Here is a 23,840-nt window from a genome sequence, read left to right as displayed (position 1 = left end):
GGCGCATGGAATTCATGTTCAGGTGAGGGTGCGCTTCTCAACCAGTAGAGGGGACATCTTCTTCCACACCTGGCGCATTAGTTGCCGGTCCGCTGCGGATTGACCGGGTTCTGGCTTCTTCAAGGTTTGAGGGATCGGGAGAACCCTGTAGCTTATGCCGCTTGATGTTGTCAGTCTCGTTGTCCACGTGGGCACGTAGCTGACCTCTTTCACGCGCACCTTGCCGCTGTCGTCTTGTACAACGGTTAGTTGGGCAATCGCGCCGCAATTGGTGGCAGCATTCTTGTAGAGCCTGGTGGAGGCAAAATTGCCAAGCGAGTAGATGGCGAAGCGGTCGTCTTTGGTATGAAAGGCCGGCTGAAGGACATGCGGGTGGTGGCCGAGTATAATGTGTGCGCCGCTCGCAAGCAGCAGATTCACGAGCTCACGCGATTGCTGGAGCGGAACATGGCGGCATTCTTTGCCGATATGCAGGCAAACGATGACGACATCGACCTGTCCCGCGAGTCTGCGGATGTGGGCAGCTGTTTTGGCGTAGGTGCTGGGCGTAACGGTGTTTACTCGCCATGACTCTCCGGCAGGCAGGGGGATATTGTTGGTTCCTTTGGAATAGTTGGCGATGCCGACTTTGAGGCCTTTCACTTCGACAATGATATGATTATCGGCTCCGGGGTCGGAAGCATAGGTGCCCGTGTGAGCCAGACCGTTATCGTTAAGCACATTAAGGGTGCGAATCAGCCCCTTCTTGCCGCGGTCCATGCAGTGGTTGTTGGCGGTCGTTAAGACGCCGAAGCCAGCGGACTTCAGGGCTGGTGCGAGCTCATCCGGGCAGTTAAACATGGAGAAACCTGTGGTGTTGTTCGCTCGCGTATAGGCAGTCTCTCTGCCGGCTAGCGGCGTTTCCAGATTGCCAATGACCAGATCCGCTTGTTTGAGGTAAGGAGCAACCTTCTGGAATAGGGGTTCGAACGCGTAATGGTCCCCTTGTTGCTTGGCAGACCGCAGAATCGGCCCAATCATCAAAATATCCCCGACAGCAGCGAGCTTAAATTCCATAGAAGACTTCGCATCCTTTCCTCATTAACGGCGGCGTAGCGTAGGTGGTTCCCCTAGACATGGTATGTAGCTTTCCGCTCTAACGAACCACACAGGTCTTATTTGGGCGTTTTAAAAATCAGCACGCGCGACAATTCAAAAACCCACAGCATCCTCGCGGAGACTGTGGGTTCCTTCATTCAATACTATAGCTTAACCGGCGCTTCCAATCTCGCTGATTCCAGTGCAGCAAGCGCAACTCGAGCCGACTTCAAGCCGTCTTCGCCGGTGATCGGCACGGCAGAGCCGCTGCGAATCGCGTCGATGAAGGCGTCCACAAGACCAGCGTCCATGCCGTCGCCCCAGTATAGCCATTGCGCCTTCGACTCGTTATTGCTGTACAGGTCATTCTTCTGCGCAAAGGAATTGATGCTGATGACGCCATTCGTACCGATGATCTCCATCGTAACGTCGCCCCATGTCGGGAATGAACGGGAGCGGGACCAGCTTGGATCCAGGGAGGCAATTACGCCATTGCCGAAACGGACATGCACCATACCGGCATCTTCGACCTCGAGCTCCGGATGGAACAGGGTAGCTGCTTCTGCATACACATCGACTACGTCGGATGGAACGAACCAGTTCATCAGGTCCATGACATGGACGGTATGGTCGAGTACGGCGCCGCCGCCGGATGCGGAAGGCACAACGAACCAATCCCCCGGCATCGAGCCGCGGTTCGTCCCTTTAATGGCAACGATCTCGCCAATATCGCCGCGATCGATCGATTTCTTCGCTTCAACGACAGCTGGGATGTATCGGCAAGGGAAAGCGGTCATTAGCTGAACGCCGTTCACTGCGCAAGCTTGAATCATCAGCTCCATCTCTTCCACGGAGATGCCGAGCGGTTTCTCGCACATGACATGTTTCTTAGCTGCAGCCGCGGCAAGCGTCAGATCAGCATGCTTCGCGTTCTCCGAGCAGATAATGACGGCATCGATGCCCGCACCAAGCAGCTCCTGCAAGGATTCGTAGTGGCGGAAGCCATATTGCGCGGCAACGGAATTTGCACGGTCTTGATTATCGTCCCAGAAACCGGCGATAGTCACATCGGAACGACGGAGCAGCTCTCCGGTGTAGCTGTGGGCATGACCATGGGCGAAACTAAGCAGGCCAACCGAGATAGATGTAGTCGTCATATTAGCGTGCCTCCCCGGTAGTCGATTGTAATCGGATTAATTGGCCGGTAGCAGCCGATTCCATAGCAGCTCTTGCAACCTCGACCGCTTTCTTCGCATCTTCTGCCGTCACGATCGGTTCTACCCCGCTGCGGATACAGTCGATAAAATGAGCCAGCTCGATGAAATACGGATCGCGATAGGATGGACTTTGCGGCACCTGAACCGATTTCTCGGCAGCAGCAGCTTCCGTGCGGCGAACTTGCAGCGACTTGGCCTTGCTACTGTCGTATTGAAGAACACCGGAAGTGCCGGCGAAATCCACGGCTGTCGTGAATGCGCCCGGATATCCCCAGTGCGATTCAAGATGAACAATGGCGGAATGATTGTGGAAACGCAGCGTTACGAGCGCATAATCAAGGGAAGGCTCCGTCCGGTTAAGCGCATAAACCGATTTCACGTCTCCGAAGAGGGAGCGCATGTAGTCGATATCGTGAATCATCAGATCCATGATTACGCCGCCGCTGGCTTCTTTATCCGCATACCAAGACGAGTGGTCGCCTGGATGGGAGCCGATACGCTTCGCATTGGCGACGCCGACAGTCCCGATGGCACCTGATTCAATTCGTTTGCTTAGATCCACGTATTCAGGGAAGAAACGAACAACATGACCGACAAACAGACGCACGCCTTGCGCGCGGCAAGCTGCGATCATTTCTTTCGCATCTTCGGCCGTCGGTGCGATCGGTTTCTCGCAGATGACATGTTTGCCTAATGCGGCGACCTTCAGCACATATTCCTTGTGGAAGGGAGTAGGCAAAGCCACCGAGACGACGTCAGCATCGACGGCATCCATCATTTCCTCGAACGAGGTATAGGAGGTCGTTCCAAGTGAAGAAGCGACGCGTTCTGCGCGCTCTTCGTCAATATCACACACAGCGGCGAGCGTGACGCCGGGCATCTTGCTGAATGCGGCGGCGTGTACGTATCCCATTGTGCCGCAACCCAATACTACGACTTTCATGAACATGCGCTCCTTTGCAAAATAATGGTAGTCCGAGTTGGTTCACTGTCATTTTAGACGAAGTTCAGGCCATTGGATAGGGGGAAAAGTGCAACATACCCAGTTAGGAATTCTAGTGAATTTTTCCATGCTCCATGCTATCATTAGGGCATAAGAACCAATACTAGTGAGGTTATGATATGGCTATAGAACTAAACGTGGCGCATTGCCCCAACTGTGGAAGAGTATTTCAGAAGAATCTGCGTAATTTATGTGCAGCATGCACGGCCGAGGAAGATGGACAAATTACATCGATTGAGCAGGTTTTAAGGCGGAACCGCCAGCTTACCAACGAGCAATTGGCTGAACAGACTTCTGTTCCCGTGCAGCAGATTCGCTCGTATATCCGCAAGGGCAAGCTTAAATTATTTGATTACCCGAATTTATCCGATGCCTGTGACCTTTGTTCGGAGCCTACCCGCCACGGGAAGCTCTGTGTCAAATGTGTCTCGAAACTGAAAGATGACATTATGCAAGATCGCGAGAAAGTCGTTCAGAAGAAAGAGCATGTCTTCTTATCGAAATATAGAAGATGATTTTCATCCAACGACCAAACAGCCCGCCCCATTCACTGGGGCGGGCTGTTTGACTTATTTATTAGGATATTTTTCGTCTCAAGCGATATTGTTTCCAGTGAAAGTACATGAAGCAGCCGAAGCAAAACCCGCTAAGGGCGAGCACTACGGCTACGGTGAGCATGCCCAGCACAACATAGGCTGCCGTCAGCATCCCGAGCGCATAGGCGGCCAATGTGATAACGAGGAATAGGATAGCCAGCAAATTGTTGAACCGGAGCAGCTCGCGGCTCTCCGTTCGAGCACTGACAGGGAATAGCGGTGCGAATAGACGAACGAATAAATTATAGTTCACGCCATAGGTGCGGCTGATCAGCTGGACGATTAGAGGAAGTGCCAGTATCCACAACTGTCCCGTACTTACACTAATGATAATGCTAAGCAAGATACCAAGCTGGTTGCCGCGAACGCGGTGCAAAGGAACATCGTCTACGCATTCATAAGTAAGGGAAATCGGTTGTTTGCTCATCTTAAGGCCCTCCTTGTAGGTTGAATCAGTATCCTCAGTATACACTAAAACCTAGTTAACTGGTAGGTTTAAATGGCTATTTTTCAGGTGATTTTTACGGGAGAGGTCGTTATAATAATAAAGGTTGTAAAACGATTAGGAGGCCTTAACGACCTAATGAATGTGAAGTCTTTAGCTATTTGTTTGTACGTCGTGCTGCTCTACTGGCTCTCGCTGCATGTTTCGTTCCTGGATACGCTGTTTTTCCCGACGATCGGTGCATTTAGTTTTCTGTTTCTCTCTCGCACGTATCTGATGTCGGAGCTGGGTAAGATTACCTTTGGCGCTGTAGTATCAGCTTTAATAGGCACGGTTCTGTTCTATCTCTATCCGAGCTCGATCACCTTGTTTGTGAATGCTGTCATTATCATTTGGTTAATCCGCAGATTTAATTGGAATGCACCGCCGATTGCTGCAGTTGCCCTAATTCCTTTCTTCTCGCATTCCCCGCATCTATGGGCGATTCCGCTATCGGTATGCGCTGCGCTGCTTGGTTTAATGGGCTCTCTTGTCTTGGCGGAGGTGCTGGAGCGTAAGTTCGGTCATCCGTTATCATTGGTGTTCAGAAACAAACCTGCAGCAGTCGATTCCAGAGACATTGCAAGTTGAACTGCATAGATAAGCAAGAAAGCCGGCCGCGTCAGGTCGGCTCTTGTTTGTCGTAAAATTGACTCTGCCGTTAAGCGATAGGTACAATGAATGTAGCGAACACGGAAGCTCAGGGTAAAGGAGTTAGGTCATGGATTCATCCATCGGTTTAGTACTGGAAGGCGGAGGCATGCGGGGCATCTATACGGCCGGCGTGCTGGACTATTTTACGGAACAGAACATGTACTTTCCCTATACAATAGGCGTATCGGCCGGAGCCTGCATGGCAGCAAGTTACTTATCGAGGCAGCTTGGTCGCAATCGAGAAGTTAATGTAGGCTGGGTCACGGACCCGCGCTATATCTCGTGGAAGAATTATTTCAGCAAGGGCGAGCTGTTCGGCATGGATTTTATTTTTGATGAGCTCCCGAATGTCATTGTTCCGTTCGATTATCAAGCTTTCGAAGCGAGCCAAGAGCAGTTTGTCATCGGCACGACCGATTGCGATACCGGGGAGACGATTTTCTACAACCGGGATGAACCGGGCTTTGACCTGTTGAGAATCATTCGAGCTTCGAGCTCGCTTCCTTTTATCGCGCCGATCGTGGAATATAAGGGCCGCAACCTGCTGGATGGCGGGATCTCGGACCCGATTCCGCTTCGCAAAGCGGAGAGCGACGGCTTTAAGCGCAATGTCATTGTTCTGACCCGGGACACGGGTTACCGCAAATCACGCAATCGTTTCGGCTGGCTCGTACGACGTGCCTATAGGAAATACCCCGAGTTTGTCAAAATCATGCTTCGCCGGCATGAGATCTACAACGACACGTTGGCTTACATTGAAGAGCAGGAGCGTAAAGGCAATCTCTTCGTCATTCGGCCGCAGCAGAAGCTGACGGTAGGGCGGATGGAGCGCGACCCGGCAAAGCTGGATGCTCTCTATAAGGAAGGCTATGAAGACGCCAAGCGTTTAATGCCGGTTATGGAAGCATGGATGCAGGCATAAGCTGAACGGTGCTGATGTGGATATAGCTTGAAGGACCTCCATCTCGATACGGGATTGGAGGTCTTTTGACATAGACAGGGTCATGTGGAGGTGGGATAATAACGATTGGTGTAGAGAGATGAAATGGAATAAGTGATAGGAGATAGTCCCTTTGATAAAGAATGATACTGTACCATCTTGGAAGAAGCTGAGTCTCTTTGCCTTGTCGTGGCCGATTCTGGTGGACTCGGTTCTGCGTATGATGCTCGGAACGGCCGATGTTTTCATGCTCAGCCGAATTTCGGATAAAGTAGCGGGAGCTGTCGGGTTTGCCAATGAAATAATAATGTTCTGTATTATGATGTTCGGCTTCGTCGCCATTGGAACGAGTGTCGCGGTTACGCAATACTTGGGAGCGGGACAGAAAGCAACGGCCAGCCGCATCTCCGCGCTTGCCATCATGATGAATCTGATATTCGGTGTTATTGTCAGCATCGTCATTGTCTTGTTCAGCGAACCGGGCATGCGACTGCTTCATCTCGACGATTCGCAAATTGCGATAGCGAGCACCTATTTGAAACTGATTGGCGGATTTATATGGATCGAAGCTATGTCGTACGCGGTTTCGTCCATTATTCGATCGAATGGCAATACTCGGGACGTTATGTATGTAACACTCGGTGTGAATTTGATCCATGTCGCAGGCAACTACCTGTTGATCTTCGGGAACTTAGGATTCCCGGAATGGGGCGTGACCGGCGCTGCCGTGTCGACGATCGGAAGCCGGATTCTCGGCCTTATCGTACTGTTCATCCTCTTGTATCGCAAGACGCCGAGCCCCATCAGGCTCCGAGATTATGTTTCCTTCGATAAGCAGTATATGAGGAAAATACTCGGTATCGGCCTGCCGTCTGCAGGTGAGCATCTGGCTTGGCAGTCGCAGATGATGATGATTATGGGCTTTATCAATCTCATTGGCCAACAGGCGCTCAGCGCCCATGTGTATGTCTACAATATCAGCGCGTATTTCATGGCGTTGTCCATGGCGATTGGCATGGGGACGGAAATCATAGTCGGGCATATGGTCGGGGCCGGTGAGAAGAAGGCCGCGTACTTCCGGCTGCTGCGAAGCTTGCGGATCAGCATTCTGCTGACAGCTGTATTAGTCGGCATTGCGGCGCTGTTCCGCTATCAGCTGGTCGGGTTGTTCACCGATGATCCCAAGGTTATCGCGGTCGGGGCGAGTATCCTGCTCTTATCGATTATTTTGGAACCGGGGCGGGTATTCAACATTGTTGTCATCAACTCGCTTCGCGCAGCCGGGGATGCGAAGTTCCCGGTCTTAATGGGCGTCTGCTCCATGTGGGGCATTTGCGTTCCGTTGTCCTACTACCTCGGCATTCATTTGGAGATGGGCTTAATCGGCGTATGGATTTCGTTCACAGTAGACGAATGGGTGCGCGGACTGCTGATGCTGGCCAGATGGAAGAGCGGGGTTTGGACGAAGAAGGCGATTGTGAGCCGTGAGCATGCACCACATACCAATTCGCATTCGCTTGAAGCTTAAGCAGGTTGCAAGACATACAGCAGGAGTACATGTAATAAAAGAAGGAGCCGGGAAGTCCGATTAACGGACCTCTCAGCTCCTTTGTTCTGTCTTATGGCAAAATATTGCCTGCCGCGCGGTAGATGGCGTACCATTCTTCGCGTGTCAGGTGAATCTCGCTTGCTTTGATGCAATCGAGAATCCGCTCGACGCTTGTAGTGCCCGTTACCGGCTGCATTTGTGCCGGATGGCGAAGCAGCCATGCGATCGCGATCGTCGTGTTGCTCACTTCGTATTTAGCGGCGACTTCATCAATTACTTTATTCAGCTCCGGGAATTTCTCGCTGCCCAGGAATACGCCTTCGAAGAAGCCGTATTGGAATGGCGACCATGGCTGAATCGTAATGTCGTTCAGGCGGCAGTAATCCAGAATGCTGCCGTCGCGGCTGATGGACGAATCGACCGTCATATTGACGTTGATGCCGTTCGAGATCATATTGGCATTCGTGATGCTCAGCTGCAGCTGGTTCGCTACAAGCGGCTGCTTCACGACTTTCTTAAGCAGTTGAATTTGCATCGGGTTCTGGTTGGATACGCCGAAATGGCGAACCTTACCGGAGCTCTCCAGTTTATCGAAAGCTTCCGCTACTTCATGCGGCTCAACAAGGGCATCCGGACGGTGCAGCAGCAGAATATCGAGGTAGTCTGTTCTGAGACGCTTCAAGATGGCATCTACAGAGTCAAGGATATGTTCTTTCGAGAAATCGAACATGCCACTACGAATACCGCATTTGGATTGCAGGATGATTTTCTCCCGCACGTCGTCGTTCATATGTATAGCGTCCGCGAAGATTTCCTCGCATTTGCCGCCGCCATAAATATCAGCATGGTCAAAGAAATTCGCCCCAGCTTCCAGCGAAGTGTGGACGAATCGTTCCGCTTCGGCTTTCTCCAGCCCATTAATACGCATACACCCTACAGCAAGAACCGGCACCTCAAGGGAGCTGCTTCCGAGCTTCATCGTTCTCATTCGTTTCATCCTCCTAATTTGCGAAAAGGTATAGTCCTACAGAAGATTGTGACATACAAGCATGCGAGATTCAAGCGCACTGCTTATTCCATGCGTGCTTTGTACTCGGCAGGCGTGTATTCGGTATGTTTCTTGAACGATTTGCAGAAATGCGCGGCGTCGAAAAAACCCGTATCCATCGCAATATCGGTAATCTGCAGATGGGTGGTGCGGAGCAGCCGTTTGGCCTGCTCAATGCGAATTTTCATCAGATAACGCCCAAGCGGAATGCCGGTTGCCCCTTTAAAAATATGATTCAAGTACCGTTCGTTCAGCGAATAGGTTGCGGCAATATCAGAGAGCGAAATGTCGGAGCCGTAATTCTCATTCAGCTCGTTGATGATCTCTCCGATCATCTGCTCATGCTTGTTATGCTTCGGTCTACTGCCATGATAGATATGAACAGCCCTGTAAATTTTCACGAGAATATGGATGAACAGATGCTTCAGCAGATGCGGAAAACGCAAGCCTGAGCGCAGTTCCGTAGTGAGCGCGACAAAATCATCCTCAAGTCCGGGCACCGCAAGCGGCTGGGAGTCACGGGCGATGGTCTTATAAATCTGGCGCAGCCTTGTGTTTAACGCATCGTCCTTAAACCAGAACGATAAGAAAATCACCTTGAAGCTGCCGTCGTCACAGCTGCTCTTGCGTATCGTATCCGGTAGAAAAAGCAGATCGCCCTGCTTCACTTCTACCCTGGCTTGGTCCTGGCGAATCACATTGCTGCCTTGTATATAGTAGTTCAGCTCGAAGCTGTGGCCGACGCCATCCCAGCCTTGGTTCCGCCACAAGCCATAGGAATGCAGGTCAAGGGAGGACCACTCTGAATCGATAAGGGCGATGAGTTCTTCGAGTCCTGACAGGAGGTTATCGGTTGCTGGCAAATTTATCACTCGCTTTTTTCTGACTTTTTTACAATTTCGATTCCATTATACAATACGTCCTCGAATCTGCAACGTATAATCAGGACATAAATCGCAAACAAGGAGTGATTAACGATGTTATTGAAATTGACTGAGCAAGAGAAATTGACTGGTGTACCGGAGCAAGAAACAATCGAGGTAGCTATTGAGCAAATTCGCAAGAACGGATATATCGGATTTGAAAGCGTTTTGTCCAAGGAACAAGTACAAGAAATTAAGGATGCATTCCTTCCGATCTTCAATGAATATATCGACAGATTTGGGTATAATACAGGTACGAACCGCGCACAGATGCACCTACCTTTTTTACAACCATTCGTCAATGACTATATGGTGGCAAACGCATTTGCAATGCCTGTAATTAACGCTGTGCTTGGCGAAGGCGTTCGTTGTACGTACCTCGCTTCGGATACAGCTTGCCCAGGTTCCGATTATCAAAACGTACACTCCGACGTTCCGCCGCTGTTCCCGACACTGGGCGTAGCGCTGCCGGCATACAGTTTGGTTATGAATATCCCGCTTGTGGATGTTCATGAAGAGAACGGACCGCTTGAAGTATGGCCGGGCGGTACGCATCTGGACCCTGAGAGCACGAAGCATACGTCCATCGACGGTGAAATGCTGCGTGCTGCGAAATCGATGTACTCGGAGAAAGTCTACATGCCTGCGGGCTCGGTTGTTATCCGTGACATTCGCATGTGGCACCGTGGTACGCCAAACCGTACGCAAGAGAACCGCACGAACATCGCATTGATCTACAACAACGACTGGTACGGTGCTGGCGGATCGATTCACGTTCCGCAAGAAGCGTATGACCAAGCATCACCAGCTGTGAAAAGCCTGTTCAGACACGAAAGAGTCGGCGCTTCTGTCAAAATGCCTTGGCAGTGGTAATCCCTTTATAAATAACACAAGAGACACCGAGAAATTCGGTGTCTCTTGTTGTTGTATAAGCGGGCAACCTACCGGCTGTCCCCCCAGAAGTACTCGAAATACTGTTTCAATTCGTAAAACCCTTCCATCCTGATGGCGTAGATTCGTTGGGTGTCGGCGCGCCTTACAGCGACAAGGCCAGCTTCCTCTAATACTTTAAGATGCTGTGAAATAGCCGATGGCGATACGGAAAAATGGGATGCGATGGCGCTCGAGGCGAGCTCCTTATCACGGATGAAATCTAAAATATCTCTGCGCCTGGGGTCCGCTAAGGCTTGAATGATTGTATGGATCATGTCATTAATTTAGCATGCGTTTGATTAAGAGTACACTTAATTAATGAGGTTTTTGAAAAAGCCATTTAGTACTCTACTCCAAGAGTCGCGCTAAGGCTGTATGGTTTATCGATCACGTTATTAATTAAGCATTAGCTTAATTAAGTGTCGACTTAAATAAAGAGCGTCTTCTGGAAAGGAAAGTATGGGATGGCGCCCAATATGAGTTCCTTATCACGGATGAAATGTAAAATATCTTTGCGCTGGGTTCCTCCATGGGAGATATGTTTGTATTGTCATACTATTAATTAAGTGCTCACTTAATTAAGCAATCACTTAATTAATAAAAGTCAAAAGGAAAGGTAGTTGGCCCACAACCGTCCTGGAAAAAGAGGGACTATCTGCTAACCGGCCAGGCTAATACATAATAAATGATGTTGGATAGACGGATCATGTCTGTTTAACCTCCTTGATTGGTTTGCGATAAGAGCGGCGCTCGCCCCCGGGCTTCCATATCGATAGGATGTACATGACGACGAGCGACACGGTTTGCAGCACAATTCCGATCCAGAGCAGCGTATGATTGACGGTAAAGCCTGCTGTTTGCCATGCGCCAATACCGGCCTGTACAGTCGGTTCGATCCCTTTCAACGTCCATTCGTACAACCCGATGATGCCGACTCCAATGCACAGTAAGGTTAGCGCTTGTTTAGCTATGATCCAGTTGTAGCGGAACAGCTTCCACGAAGTCATCACGGACAGCATGATGCCGGTGACGGTCACCCCAATGGTTGAGGCACGAACGCTGCTTGAAGCAAGCAGATTCATGACGGAGTAGCAAGCGCGCAGTACCGTACTATCGCTGGTCACAGAAGCGGTCAGCGCCAGAATGATAAACACCGCCTGTACGCCAAGCATAATTGCGGCAAATATGATATGCAGCAGCAGAAGGATTCTGCGTCCCTGCAAGGATAGTTTTTTCACGTAACGCAGCTCCTCTAATGGTTATAGGTTAAATCTGTAGCCGACGCCCCAAACCGTCTCGACATACCGCGGCTTGGACGGATCGCGTTCGAGCTTCTCCCGCAGCTTGCTGATGTGAACGGTCACTGTTGCATGATCGCCCAGTGCGTCCAGCCCCCAAATGCGTTCGAACAACTCCTCCTTGCGGAAGACCCGGTTCGGATTCATGACGAGGAAGAGCAGCAGATCGTACTCTTTGGCAGTGAAGAGTACTTCCTCATCGTTGACATACACGCGGCGAGATTGGCGATCGATGCGAATGTTATGCAGCTCCAGCTCATCTCTGCGCCATTCGCCGCTGCCGACAAGTCGGTCGTACCGTGCCAGATGCGCTTTGACACGTGCAACAAGCTCGCCGAGCCCGAATGGCTTCAGAATATAATCGTCTGCTCCCAGTCCGAAGCCGCGGATCTTGTCCACTTCCTCTTTCTTCGCGGAGACGATCAGGATGGGGATGTTACTCGCTTCTCGAACACGTCGGCATATGTCATAGCCATCCATCCGAGGCAGCATCAGATCGAGCAGGAGGAGGTCATAGCCGTCCCCTCGCAGCGCCATTTCGAGCCCAAGGTCGCCGCGATCCGCAATGTCTGCGGAGAAGCCGCTTGCTTCCAGATAGTCCTTCTGCACCTCGGCAATGACAGGGTCATCCTCGATAATCAAGATTCGTTTGCGAGCTCGATTCATTGCGGCTCCTCCCCTTCTTCAGATGACAAGCGTACTCGCTGCACGGCAGGGAGACGAAGTGTGATTGCTGTCCCTTCGCCCTCGCGGCTTCTGGCTTCTACCGTACCTCCATGCTCCTCTATAATTTGTTTCACGATAGCAAGCCCAAGACCGCTGCTGCCCGCATCCGGACGGCGCGATGACTCTGCCCGATAGAACTGGTCGAACACCTGGGGCAGCGCTTCGGCCGAAATGCCAGTGCCATTATCTGAGATGGTGATAGCTGCGGTGGAGGAATGACGCTCTTCGCCACTCAGCTCAATCATCAGTACGCGCGGTGTTTTGTCCATATATTTAATGCTGTTATTGACGATGTTAAAGATTGCCCGATGCAGCTTCTCGCGGTCCGCTCGAACGAGCAGTGGTTGGCCTGCACTCGTTGCTGCCGCGTTGTTGCGGAACTGGATCTCGGCTCCGCTCAGCCGAGGGTCCAGCTTCAGCTCATCGACGGTAAGGCGGAGATACTCCGCGACGTCCAGCGTCTCAAACCGGAATGGCAGCTTGCCGATATCCAGCGTGGAGTACAGCAGCAGCTCTTCAATCATCCGATTCATATCGGTCGTTTTTCCGCCGATCATATCGATGTATTTGCTGCGTTTCTCCTCCGTATCGGCAACGCCTTCGCGCAGGCAATCGACGCAGCCTTGGATAGCGGTGATCGGCGTCTTCAAGTCGTGAGAGATGTTCGCAAGAAGCTCCTTACGGCTTTGTTCCAGCTGCAGCTGCGCGTTAATCGATCCTTTCAGTCGGATACGCATCTCCTCGAAGGCCGATCCAAGCTGTCCGATTTCATCCTTGCGCTGCAGATGAATCGCGTGGTCCAGCCGGCCTTCGCGGATTTGTCCCGCGGCATCCCGCAGGGCGTGCAGCGGCTTAATGATGCTGCGGGAGACGAAGAACGTGAGGACGCCGTTCGTCAGCACGAGTGCAAGAAGCAATGCCAGAAGCACGGTCGGGATGAACCTCTTGAAGAAATGCGCGACCGCTTCCATATCGGATACGATGATAATCGAGCCGGGCTTGCCGTCCGGACGCGTATAGGTGATTTGATCAAGGCTATTGCCGCTCGGCGGTCCCGGACGATCGATATGACGATGGCCGTTTTCCTCACTGCTGCCGCCTTGTATTTGGGCAATAACTTCCTCGGCTGACAGTCCCGGAGACGTATAGAAGGGAGCTGCGGCCTTATCGCCCATAATAACCATGCCAGCGTCTACCTTAGCCAGCTCGGACTCCGTCGAAGCAAGGAATGCGGGGTCGCTGAGCAGCTTCGGATCATGCTGGGCAACGAACCGAAGGCCGGAGGCGAGCTCGCTGCGTCCGCTGAACAAGTCGCGGATTTCGGCAAACGGCACATGGCTTTGCGCATCTTCGCTTTGGGAAGTCATATCCTGTTTGAAGACATTTGCCGCTAAGGTGACCGTAATACCAAGAAGCAGGACCGGAATCACAATCATCGCAATATAAGAGAATAATAATTTCGTTCGGATGGACATGGCGTAGAAGCCTCCTTCCATTTCATTGTAGTATCTACCCGTAAATATTCCATAAACCAGTTCTAAAAAAAGTATAAACAATGCCCAGCGGCGAGCCATAACGTTTCATGGTGCTTGAGTTCGAGTAAAGGTAACCTAGATTCTGCTATACTGGAACGAGCAAATAAAGAAACAGGTGAATCGCATGTTGGTTATTACACAGAGAGAAGTCAAAGAACTGCTGACCATGCAGGGATGTATCGGCATTATGGAAGAGGTGCTGGCTGACCTGACTACGGGAGAAGCGGTGCAATCCCTGCGAAGCGTTGTTCCGGTACACGGGGGCAATTTAATGGGACTCATGCCTGCGTACTTGAAGCGGGAGGAGAAGGTCGGCGCCAAAATCATTACCGTCTTCCCGGACAATCATGCGAAGCGATTACCGTCGCATCAAGGGTTTGTATCGCTGTTCAATGCGGTTACGGGAGAGCTCGAAGCCATCGTGGATGGCAGGCAGATTACGGCCATCCGTACTGCGGCAGTCAGCGCAGCTGCGACGAAGCTGCTCGCACGCGAAGACGCAGCAGTGCTTGCGGTCATTGGGACCGGCGAGCAAGCGCGCAGTCATATTGAAGCGATGCTGCTTGTGCGGCCGATTAAGCGCATTGCAATTTGGGGGCCGAATCCGGCCCATGCGGCGCAGCTTAAGCTGGAGACCGAGCAGCGCTTCGGCGCGCAAGTCATCGTAGAAACGATGCCGACTGCGGAGCAAGCCGTGGCAGAGGCCGATATTATTTGCACCGTTACGGCATCAGCGACCCCTGTTATCCAAGGCGAATGGGTCAAGGAGGGCGCGCATGTCAACGCGGTAGGGGCATGCCGAGCGAAGGACAGGGAGCTGGACTCCGAGCTCGTGCGGCGTTCGGAGCTGTATGTGGATCGCAGGGAATCGGCCGTCAACGAAGCAGGCGATTACCTTATTCCGCTTGCGGAAGGCGTGATTACGGAGGCGCATATTCGAGGCGAGCTTGGCGAACTGCTGATAGGCAGCGAGCAAGGTCGAAGCTCGGCACAGGCGATTACGTTGTTCAAGGCGCTTGGACTGGCGAGTGAGGATTTGGCGGCGGCCGGATTTATCTTGAAAGAAGCGATTCGTTTACATAAAGGCACACCAATTGACTTGTAGGAGAGGGCATTCAACATGAAGCACCAACCAGAGGGACTGTACCCTTTCCCGTTATCGGCGGAAGAAGAAGAGCGAGCAAGACAGCTGCATGAGCAGATGATCATCATTGATCTGCTGTTCCAAGGACCGCTGTCACCGCAGGCGATACCTGCGGAAGTATCCGAACAATTGCGTGAGCAATGCGAGCCCTATCGGGATCAACCGATGGAATACAGCATGATGCCAGCCAAACTCATCAAAGGCATGATTGCCCGCGGGGAGCTTGCGGAGTTCCAAGAAGAATGGTACCGCTCAGGCATTACAGCTGGTAATCGGGAGCTCGATCTATCGAGCCCGGAGAGCGTCGTCACGAGCATGGGCGACGTGCAGCGCCAGTTCGATGCCGTGGAATGGCTGGATAAAGCGCTGACGGCTGAGGATATTCGAGAGGCGAAGCGCAGTGGACGGAAAGCCGGTATCGTAACGGCGCAGGAGAACGATGGCCTGGGCAAAAACTTGGATTTGCTCGATACGCTTCATCACTTCGGACTCCGAATACTACAACTGACGTACAACAACCAGAACTATGTGGCTTCCGGCTGCATGGAACCGAAGGACGGCGGCGTGAGCAAATTCGGCGCGCGCTTCATCGGTCGTATGAACGAGCTCGGCATTATCGTCGATACAAGTCACTGCGGCAAACAAACGACGCTTGATGCGTGCAGCCTATCCGCTCAGCCTGTTATTGCTTCGCATACCGGAGCTGAAGCCATATACGGGCATGCTCGCTGCAAAAGCGATGAGGAAATCAAGGCGATTGCCGCAACGGGCGGCGTGATCGGCGTGTTCGCCATGCCATGGTTCGTACACGGCGATCCCAATGATACGACGATGGAGCATGTGCTGAATCATATCGACTACATCGTGCAGCTCGTTGGCGCCGATCATGTCGGGATCGGCACCGATTGGCCGATGAGCGATGTGGAGTGGGCGCTTGTCCATTTCAAGGAGCATGTGGCGCCGATGCTCGGTTTTGCCAAAGGGGACGGACCTTCCACGGAGACGGTGAAGGGGCTGGAGAAGTACAGTCATTTTATCAACTTTACGCGGGGCTTGGTTGCAAGAGGGTATCGGGACGAAGAAATCGCGAAGATTATGGGCGGCAATTGGCTGCGCGTGTTCGAGCAGGTATGGGGATAGGGGGCAGCGAGACGAATATGAGTAAACTACTGCAAGAGACAACGTTTAAGCTTTATTGTGCAGGTGTGTATGAAGGACGGATTCGATTTACGGCCGATAAGATTATGCACGCCAAGGTAGATGCAAGGCGCCGGACGCAAATGCAGGAAAATGTCCTGTCGGAGCAGGCTCCCTACATGCTGCCCCTGCAGCGAATCAAGCAGTTCCTTGATCAGTACGAGGGAGCGGCTTGGAGCGGGGAAGAGGTTAAGCTTGCGAACGGAGATGTGTATCGTCAGCATATCCGCTATACCGCTGACATAGATGGCCGTGAAGTAACTTCGCAAGTATGGGCGCGGCGGATGGATACGGCGCTGGATGTGGTGACCGTGGATGGATGCGTCATCGGTTTCGTGGCACCGAACCGCTACGGGATGGAAATTCTCGTCGCGGAAGGGTACGAGGCGCTGACTCCGCTGGTGGTCTACGATTCGCCGCAATTGTCACAGGCGCAGTATGGCATTCAGGAGCTGGGAACGGACTTAATTCCGATGCGGGATGGCGTTCGCCTTGCGACGGATGTATATCTGCCAGAAGGCATCGAGCCCGGCGCGAAGCTGCCGACCATTCTGATTCGTACCTGCTACGACCGCCATATGAAGAAGGATCAGCTGAAACGTTGGGCGAACAAAGGCTACGCTGTCGTCAATCAGGATGTCCGCGGACGGGCAGATTCGGAAGGGGAGCTTGTGCCGTTCTATTACGAGCGGGATGACAGCTCCGACACGATCGATTGGATTATTGCGCAAGACTGGTCGGACGGCAACGTTGGCATGTGGGGCGCGTCGTACCTCGGTTATGTCGTTACGGCTGCAGCGACCAGCGGACATCCGAATTTAAAGGCTATCGTTAACGAGGTTAACGTAGGCTCACCGTTCGTGGACACGGTTCGTAAGGGCGGCACCGTATGCTCGTGGCCATTGCTGTGCTGGACGCTGGCGCAGTCGGTGGGGACGCGGACGGACTTTAATATCTTCGCGGGGATTACGGTGAATCCGGAGAAGGCTGTCGATGCGAGGCCGATCCGCGACATTCCTCAGCAAATGATCGGACGAGCATCCGGGCCTTGGGACTTGTGGAGCGAGCATCCGGAGTACGATGATTTCTGGCGGAATTGTACATACTCCGAGCGAGGCGATCAGGTGAAGGCGCCGATGTTCGTCATCTCCGGTTGGTACGATGGCGACAGTGCGGGTGTCTCGGAAACGTGGCGCATGCTGACCGAGCATGATGTGCCGAACCGCAAGCTGTGGCTTGGACCCTGGGAGCATGGCCCGAACCGGGCACGTGATCTCATGGGCGTAAGCTTCAGCAACGATGCGGTCGTTTACGATTATGATGTGAACGTGCTGCGCTGGTTCGATCGTTTCCTTAAAGGCGTGGACAACGGCATCGACCGGGAGCCGAGAGCCGCTTATTATGTGGTCGGAACCAATGAATGGCGGACCTCTGAAGATTGGACGCCTGTTGAAGCGGAGGTGCGCAGCTTCTACCTAGGCAGCGGCGGCCGAGCGAATTCGAGTCTCGGCGATGGGGTGCTGGGAGCCGCGCCTGCGACGGCAGCTCAGTCGGAGCCGGATTCGTATCTGTACAATCCGGATGAGCCTGTGGCAGACAGCGGGGAACGAGAGCCGGAGAATATGCGCAAGCATGAGCTGCGCAGCGATATCCTTGTCTATACAGGTGAGGCGTTGAGGGAAGAGCTGACCGTTGCCGGCGAATTGTCTTGCGAGCTGTATGCGGCGAGCACGGGCGTCGATACGGATTGGGTCGTGACGCTGAGCGACGTAGATGAGAAGGGGAACTCCATTCGACTGTCCAACTATATCGTGAGAGCCAAGTATCGCAATGGCTTCGATACACCTGAGCTGCTAACGCCGGGTAAGGTGGAGAAGTATACGATCTTCCTGCAAAATATCGCGCATACGTTCCAAGCGGGTCATCGCATTCGATTCACGGTCACGTCCTCGAGTAAGCTCGTTGCCTTCCCGAACACGAATACCGGCCTGAATCCATACGACGATCCGCAGCCGGTGATCGTGAAGCAGACGATCCATCACTCGGCTGAATATCCGAGCCGAGTGCTGCTGCCTGTCCTGTAGACCTGCCCAAAGACCGAATCTGCCAGCCGGCGGATCCGGTCTTTTCTCATGCCGCGACCGACTGTCGTCCCGAGCTGTTGACCACATTGACGCGCAACATGACAGATTAGGCCATTTTTCCTAAAATAATTAAAATAATTTCGCATTTTGAAGGCGTTTTCATATTTTTGTGTAGAAATTTGTAAGGCTTCCATAGTATTTTTATACTAGTAGATAAATTTGCATACCGTCGGATGTTCTAGAAACTAGGGGAATGGGGATCCATTTATGTTAAAAGAACAAATGAGATATTCACGTCTCGCGAACTTAACGAAGCTAATCAATACGAAGCTTGAGCTGCGTGAAGTGTTGGAGCATGTGACAACGGCGATATCCGAGGAAATTGTACGCTGCAATTCGGTAGGTATCTATTTGCCTCAGGAGGACGGCACGTTCCGCGGTTATGTCGGCAAGCCGAGCGTCATCAACGGCTGGACCATCGATATGCATGTCATCGATACCGAGATGGATTTGCTGGCCAAAGAAGTCATTGAAACGAAAAAAACGATCTATATCCCCGACACCTCCAGAGATACGCGTCCTGACCCGCGAGCTGTGCAAGGTTTTCAAATAAAATCACTGCTGGTACTCCCCATTTCGTTCGAGCAAGAGCTGTTTGGCCTTGTATTTTTATTCGACTATGGGATTCCGATGAACCTGACTCACTCCGAGATTCAAACGGTTGAAGCTTATGTGAACATGGCGGCTGTTGCGATTCAGAATGCCAAGAACTTAACGCATAAAGAAAATCTGATTTCCGAGAAGCAGCTGCTCCTTGATGTGACGCGCGATCTGGCGATGTGCTCCACGATGCAGGAGAGCTTGGACAGCTGTTTCTTCTATCTGGGCAAGGTGCTCGACAATTACAACATCGGTGTCCATCTCTTGGACCCGATTACGGAGGGTCATATTCGACCGGCGAAGCTGAGCAAGAACAGCGACTGGACGGAAGAAGACTGGATCGAAGCCCATAGCAAAATCCGCATTGACGAGAGCAACGACCCGGTGATCCAAGAGGTCATTCGGACGAAGAAGGCTGTACTGATTCCGGATGTCTTCGCAGATGAACGACCTAACCATGAAGTGTGCCGCAATTTTGGCATGAAGGGGATGCTCGTGCTGCCGATCGTCTCGATGGGCGAGGTGCTCGGCGTTATTCCGGTCGTGAATTTGGAGGAAGGCTGCTTTGTCTTCTCGGAAGCGACCATCCAGCTGGCGCAGTCGATTGTCGATGCGACTGCTTCTACGTTATCGAACCTGCTCTACATGGAGAAGCAAGAAATCATTATCAAAGAGAGAACCTCAGAAGTTACGGTGAAGAACAAGGAGCTCGAACGTGTCGTGACGGAGCTGCGGCAGCTCAGCCGAGAGAAGGAACTGATCCTCAACTCGGCCGGCGAGGGCATCTTCGGCTTGGATCTGGATCGTAAGATTACCTTCTGTAATCCAGCGGGCATTGCCATGTTAGGCTATGATTCGAGCCAAGAGATCATCGGACAGGACTCCTGCACCATTGTGACAGGCCAGGATCCGCCGACCGGAAGCGATGGCAATTGGAATCGGCATTATCAGGATGAGAAGTTCTGCAGAAAAGATAAAACCGTCTTCCCGGTTGAATATGTGATCTCCTCCATCCGAGAAGGTAACGAAATTGTAGGGGAAGTTGTAACCTTCAAGGATATTACGCAGCGGAAGCAGATGGAAGAAGAGATCAAATATCGCGCGTATTTCGACAGCTTGACTGATTTGCCCAATCGCCTTCTGTTGAAGGACAGGCTGAATCAAGGGCTGACACAAGCTCAGATCAACAACGAGAAGCTGGCTGTGCTGTACCTGGATTTGGATCGCTTCAAGTTTATTAACGATTCAATGGGACACAGTTACGGCGACCTCTTGCTGCGAGATGTGGCCAAACGGCTCAGTGACTGCGTGCCGCTGGGAGCGACGGTTTCGCGGCAGGGCGGCGACGAGTTCACCATCTTCTTGCCTAATATTAAGAACGAGAACGAAGTGCTGAAGGTTGTCCAGCTGGTAGTCGACTCCTTCACGGATCCGTTCCAGCTGCTGGACAATGAGATCTACATGAAGGCAAGCATCGGTATCAGCCTCTATCCGGACAACGGGGATACGAGCGAAACCTTAATCAAGAATGCGGATACGGCCATGTACAAATCCAAGGAAATTTCGGGCAACAGCTATCATTTCTTCAGCGAGGGCATGGACACCAGAACGTTCGAACGCGTGAAGCTGGAGAACGATCTCTATAAGGCGCTTGACCAGAATGAGCTTGAGATTTATTACCAACCGCAAATCAACTACAAAACGAAGCGGATTGTCGGTGTTGAAGCGCTGCTCAGATGGAATCATCCGAAGAGAGGCCTTATAGCGCCCGATCAGTTCATTCCGATTGCAGAAGAGACGGCATTAATCGTACCGATTGGCGAATGGGTGCTTAGAGAGTCATGCAGGCAGTTAAAGGAATGGCAGGACCTTGGCTATCCGCTGTTCCGGATGTCGGTCAACTTGTCTGTTCGTCAGTTTGAACAGAACAATTTGTTCTCGATGGTCAATAACGTACTCAGGGAAGTAGGATTGTCTCCCGAGCATTTGGAGCTGGAGCTCACGGAGAACTTGATCATCAAGAACCGGGAATTGACGCTGAAAACCATGAAGGAGCTCAAGGGGCTCGGGATCAAGATCGCCATCGACGACTTCGGAACGGGGTATTCGTCACTTGGCTACTTGAAGAGCTTGCCGATCGATACGCTCAAGATCGACAAATCGTTCATGCAGGATATAACCAATGACGATGATAATGCAGCCATTACGAACATTATTATTACGCTGGCACAGAACTTGAACTTAAGCGTTATCGCTGAAGGGGTTGAAACCCAGGAGCATGTTCAATTTCTATTTGCCCGTGATTGTTACTTAATGCAAGGCTATTACTTCAGTCGCCCAATGAAGGCGGAGGATATTGCAGAACAATTTCTTCATATCTAATGGGATTGGGAGCTGGAGACATGAGAGCAGCAGGAGCGGTATTGGAGTTTTTAAGGGAAAATGGGGTGAAGCATCTATTCGGAATTCCGGCAGGCTCCGTTAATGCATTCTTCGACGAGTTATATGACATGCCGGAAATCGAACCCATTGTTACAAAGCATGAAGGCGCAGCTTCGTACATGGCTGCGGCCTACGCCAAATACACCGGCCAGTTGAGCGTAGCTATCGGCTGCAGCGGGCCAGGCGCAACGAATTTGGTGACAGGCGCTGCTAATGCGATGCGGGAGCATCTGCCGGTGTTGTTTATAACCGGTGCTGTTCCCGTCAGCACAATGGGATTGAATGCCTCTCAGGAGCTTGATGTCGCTCCTGTGTTTCGTCCCGTGACCAAGTATAGCGTTTTGGTCACGGAAGCGAAGGATCTGCTTCGTGAAGTAGCCAGAGCCTGCCAAATCGCCATCTCCGGCGTGCCGGGACCTGTTCACGTGGCGATTCCGATAGACGTTCAGCATGCGGATATCGGCAACCCGATCCTACCGCCCTTACTCCCGCGCAAACCGATGATTCCTCAGCTTACTACGATAGAGACAGCGGCGAAAGCGCTGCGGAAGAGGCAGAAAGGCTGCATCTTTGTCGGACAAGGGGTTAGGGGCTCGGTGGATTCCTTGATTGAGCTGGCGGAGCTGCTGGCATGGCCGATCGTCACAACGCCGCAGGCCAAAGGCTATATTCCGGAAAGCCATCCTTTGTATGTCGGCGTGTTTGGCTTTGCCGGCCATGAAGCGGCTTCGGCCCTGATTGCCGAGGATGACGGCGGCGCCTTGTTAATTGTGGGCTCCAGCTTAGGCGAGACGGCTACGAACAATTATAACGCGAATCTGACTAAGGGCCGCTATACGGTGCAGCTGGATTTTGACGAGACGGTATTTAACCGCAAATATAAGATTGATTTGCCTATTCTTGGTGACATCCATTTGAGCTTGCTGATGTTGACCGAAGAGCTTAGAGGGCTTGGGGCTTCGAGCCAGAAGAGGGAAGTTGACGTCGTTAAAGAGCGGCCGCGGCCGCTTCATGATGCAGCCGAAGACTATAACACAAGAAATGTGCTGCTGAACATTCAAGAGTGCCTCCCTGCGGATATGCGGTACACGGTAGATATCGGAGAGTTCATGTCCTATGTCATTCATTATATGAAGGTGCGGGATTGGGATACATATAATATCAATGTCCACTTCGGGGCGATGGGAACGGGGATTGCTTCGGCGATCGGCTCCAAATTGGCGGAACCGGATCGTCCGGTGGCATGCATTACAGGAGACGGCTGTTTCTTCATGCACGGGATGGAAATCCTGACAGCCAAGGAATTGGGATTGCCGATCTTGTTTATTGTGGTTAACAATGCCCGACTGGGCATGGTGTATCACGGACATTCGCTGCAATTTAAGCGGACCCATCCGTCCTTCGAGCAAGAAGCCGTCAGTATCGCGGGAATGGCTGCTGCGATGGGGATACCGAGCTACCGCATTAATGGGATGGACGATATCCGTTCCGAGCTTATTGAGCCGTTAACGGCATTGAAAGGACCGGCGATTCTAGAGGTGGCCTTGAAGGACAATAGCACCCCCCCGATGGGGGATCGCGTTAAGTTTCTCTCCTCCTTCGGCAAGTAGAAGCGGCGTTACAGGTGACCACTGACAGTTCGAATGGCTGCCATTACCGCCTTCATCGTTTGACCCTTGAAGGCGTCCGGAACCGGTTCGCCGTGGGGGCTCGTGTACGAACAAGTGCGAGCTTCCGCATCGCAGGCGAACCCCAAGCTGATCAAGGCATCCAGCAGCTCCTGCGGCAGCTGCGCGGTGCCGGCGTGTTCCGTGTAATAGGCAGTGGGGTAAATGCTCACGCCTACGTCATCGGTCCCTGTGTGGACGACGAACAAGTCCTGTTCATGCTGAAGCATCCACTGCCCTTTGGAATAGAGCGAGATTCGAGCCTGCTCCAGTGCGGATAAGGCATCCAGATTAATCGCAAACGTTTCATTGATCATCCTGCGCACCTCTGTGCCGGTCACTGAACCAGCGGCCTGCTGGAGGAACGCATCCAATACGTCTCGCGGCAAAGGCGATACCTGCAGGGTTTCGAGATCGAAGTTGAAAATGCGCCGGATGATTGCGATCAGATCGGAGCTGTTGATTCCTGCATGATGTGCGTCGAGGAGCTTGTCCATTTGTGCGGCCTTCGTCATGTGATAACTTAACCTCCATTACCGTTGGGATAGTGCTTTCTAACTATTTATTCGGCAATTCATGGATCAAACTAAAGCTGGGCCGATTATTCGGCTCCGCTTTTTTTTGTTGACGACTTCAGAGAAAAATGTTAGATTGGTTTTACGC

Annotated in this window: 21 protein-coding genes; 10 read left to right on the top strand and 11 right to left on the bottom strand. The window is 52.1% G+C overall.

Annotation, left to right across the window (positions count from 1 at the left end; all coding sequences use genetic code 11):
• Positions 1-18 precede the first annotated feature (18 nt).
• From BLW29_RS19730 to BLW29_RS19720, 3 genes are all read right to left on the bottom strand, one after another.
• The gene (locus tag BLW29_RS19730) at positions 19-1,056 is read right to left on the bottom strand and encodes a CapA family protein (RefSeq protein WP_090982744.1); all 1,038 of its coding nucleotides are present in this window, start codon (positions 1,054-1,056) and stop codon (positions 19-21) included.
• Positions 1,057-1,241: 185 nt separating this feature from the next.
• Positions 1,242-2,234, bottom strand: a complete 993-nt coding sequence (locus tag BLW29_RS19725) for a Gfo/Idh/MocA family protein (protein ID WP_090982742.1) — start codon at positions 2,232-2,234, stop codon at positions 1,242-1,244.
• 1 nt (position 2,235) lies between these two features.
• Entirely contained in the window at positions 2,236-3,237 is a 1,002-nt protein-coding gene (locus tag BLW29_RS19720; protein ID WP_090982740.1) for a Gfo/Idh/MocA family protein, read from the bottom strand.
• 179 nt (positions 3,238-3,416) lie between these two features.
• Between BLW29_RS19720 and BLW29_RS19715 the strand changes: the two genes are divergently transcribed.
• Positions 3,417-3,812: a hypothetical protein gene (locus BLW29_RS19715; protein WP_090982738.1), complete on the top strand. Its 396-nt coding sequence runs from the start codon at positions 3,417-3,419 to the stop codon at positions 3,810-3,812.
• Positions 3,813-3,873: 61 nt separating this feature from the next.
• Here the strand turns inward: BLW29_RS19715 and BLW29_RS19710 are convergent, their stop codons facing one another.
• A complete protein-coding gene (locus BLW29_RS19710; protein ID WP_090982736.1) occupies positions 3,874-4,320 on the bottom strand; it encodes a DUF4395 domain-containing protein in 447 nt (148 codons plus the stop codon).
• 156 nt (positions 4,321-4,476) lie between these two features.
• On the opposite strand from BLW29_RS19710, the gene BLW29_RS19705 reads away from it, so the two are divergent.
• The 3 genes from BLW29_RS19705 (at position 4,477) to BLW29_RS19695 (ending at position 7,499) form a co-directional block, all read left to right on the top strand.
• Positions 4,477-4,968 carry an HPP family protein gene (locus BLW29_RS19705; protein ID WP_177186717.1) on the top strand — a complete coding sequence of 164 codons (492 nt, stop codon included), beginning with the start codon at positions 4,477-4,479 and terminating at the stop codon, positions 4,966-4,968.
• A 130-nt stretch (positions 4,969-5,098) separates the two neighbouring features.
• The gene (locus BLW29_RS19700) at positions 5,099-5,953 is read left to right on the top strand and encodes a patatin-like phospholipase family protein (protein ID WP_090982732.1); all 855 of its coding nucleotides are present in this window, start codon (positions 5,099-5,101) and stop codon (positions 5,951-5,953) included.
• Positions 5,954-6,104: 151 nt separating this feature from the next.
• Complete coding sequence (locus BLW29_RS19695; RefSeq protein ID WP_371264754.1) at positions 6,105-7,499, top strand: MATE family efflux transporter; 1,395 nt, start codon at positions 6,105-6,107, stop codon at positions 7,497-7,499.
• Between the two features lie 91 nt (positions 7,500-7,590).
• Here BLW29_RS19695 and BLW29_RS19690 read toward each other — a convergent pair whose 3' ends face one another.
• On the bottom strand, positions 7,591-8,508 hold the full coding sequence (locus BLW29_RS19690) for an aldo/keto reductase (RefSeq protein ID WP_090982730.1): 918 nt from the start codon (positions 8,506-8,508) through the stop codon (positions 7,591-7,593).
• Between the two features lie 83 nt (positions 8,509-8,591).
• On the bottom strand, positions 8,592-9,431 hold the full coding sequence (locus BLW29_RS19685; RefSeq protein ID WP_090982728.1) for an AraC family transcriptional regulator: 840 nt from the start codon (positions 9,429-9,431) through the stop codon (positions 8,592-8,594).
• Between the two features lie 114 nt (positions 9,432-9,545).
• On the opposite strand from BLW29_RS19685, the gene BLW29_RS19680 reads away from it, so the two are divergent.
• A complete protein-coding gene (locus tag BLW29_RS19680; protein ID WP_090982727.1) occupies positions 9,546-10,364 on the top strand; it encodes a phytanoyl-CoA dioxygenase family protein in 819 nt (272 codons plus the stop codon).
• A 68-nt stretch (positions 10,365-10,432) separates the two neighbouring features.
• On the opposite strand, the gene BLW29_RS32150 is transcribed toward BLW29_RS19680, so the two are convergent.
• From BLW29_RS32150 to BLW29_RS19660, 4 genes are all read right to left on the bottom strand, one after another.
• On the bottom strand, positions 10,433-10,699 hold the full coding sequence (locus tag BLW29_RS32150) for an ArsR/SmtB family transcription factor (RefSeq protein WP_218147116.1): 267 nt from the start codon (positions 10,697-10,699) through the stop codon (positions 10,433-10,435).
• 429 nt (positions 10,700-11,128) lie between these two features.
• Positions 11,129-11,662 (bottom strand): hypothetical protein, encoded by a 534-nt coding sequence (locus BLW29_RS19670; RefSeq protein WP_090982725.1) that lies wholly within the window; start codon positions 11,660-11,662, stop codon positions 11,129-11,131.
• Positions 11,663-11,683: 21 nt separating this feature from the next.
• The gene (locus tag BLW29_RS19665) at positions 11,684-12,388 is read right to left on the bottom strand and encodes a response regulator transcription factor (protein WP_090982723.1); all 705 of its coding nucleotides are present in this window, start codon (positions 12,386-12,388) and stop codon (positions 11,684-11,686) included.
• Complete coding sequence (locus BLW29_RS19660) at positions 12,385-13,923, bottom strand: sensor histidine kinase (RefSeq protein ID WP_256208733.1); 1,539 nt, start codon at positions 13,921-13,923, stop codon at positions 12,385-12,387. The genes BLW29_RS19665 and BLW29_RS19660 overlap by 4 nt, the downstream gene beginning before the upstream one ends.
• Positions 13,924-14,107: 184 nt before the next feature.
• Between BLW29_RS19660 and BLW29_RS19655 the strand changes: the two genes are divergently transcribed.
• From BLW29_RS19655 to BLW29_RS19635, 5 genes are all read left to right on the top strand, one after another.
• Positions 14,108-15,088 carry an ornithine cyclodeaminase family protein gene (locus tag BLW29_RS19655; protein WP_090982721.1) on the top strand — a complete coding sequence of 327 codons (981 nt, stop codon included), beginning with the start codon at positions 14,108-14,110 and terminating at the stop codon, positions 15,086-15,088.
• Positions 15,089-15,103: 15 nt separating this feature from the next.
• Positions 15,104-16,267, top strand: a complete 1,164-nt coding sequence (locus BLW29_RS19650) for a dipeptidase (protein WP_090982719.1) — start codon at positions 15,104-15,106, stop codon at positions 16,265-16,267.
• 17 nt (positions 16,268-16,284) lie between these two features.
• Positions 16,285-18,408, top strand: coding sequence for a CocE/NonD family hydrolase (locus BLW29_RS19645; protein ID WP_177186716.1), 2,124 nt, complete (start codon positions 16,285-16,287; stop codon positions 18,406-18,408).
• Between the two features lie 267 nt (positions 18,409-18,675).
• A complete protein-coding gene (locus BLW29_RS19640; protein WP_090982715.1) occupies positions 18,676-21,450 on the top strand; it encodes a bifunctional diguanylate cyclase/phosphodiesterase in 2,775 nt (924 codons plus the stop codon).
• Between the two features lie 20 nt (positions 21,451-21,470).
• The gene (locus BLW29_RS19635; protein ID WP_090982713.1) at positions 21,471-23,120 is read left to right on the top strand and encodes a thiamine pyrophosphate-binding protein; all 1,650 of its coding nucleotides are present in this window, start codon (positions 21,471-21,473) and stop codon (positions 23,118-23,120) included.
• A gap of 8 nt (positions 23,121-23,128) precedes the next feature.
• Here the strand turns inward: BLW29_RS19635 and BLW29_RS19630 are convergent, their stop codons facing one another.
• The gene (locus BLW29_RS19630) at positions 23,129-23,692 is read right to left on the bottom strand and encodes a hypothetical protein (protein ID WP_090982711.1); all 564 of its coding nucleotides are present in this window, start codon (positions 23,690-23,692) and stop codon (positions 23,129-23,131) included.
• Positions 23,693-23,840 lie beyond the last annotated feature (148 nt).

The sequence above is a fragment of the Paenibacillus sp. CF384 genome, assembly GCF_900106745.1.
Lineage (GTDB): Bacteria > Bacillota > Bacilli > Paenibacillales > Paenibacillaceae > Paenibacillus_Z.
This window is presented reverse-complemented; position numbering and strand designations above follow the sequence as displayed.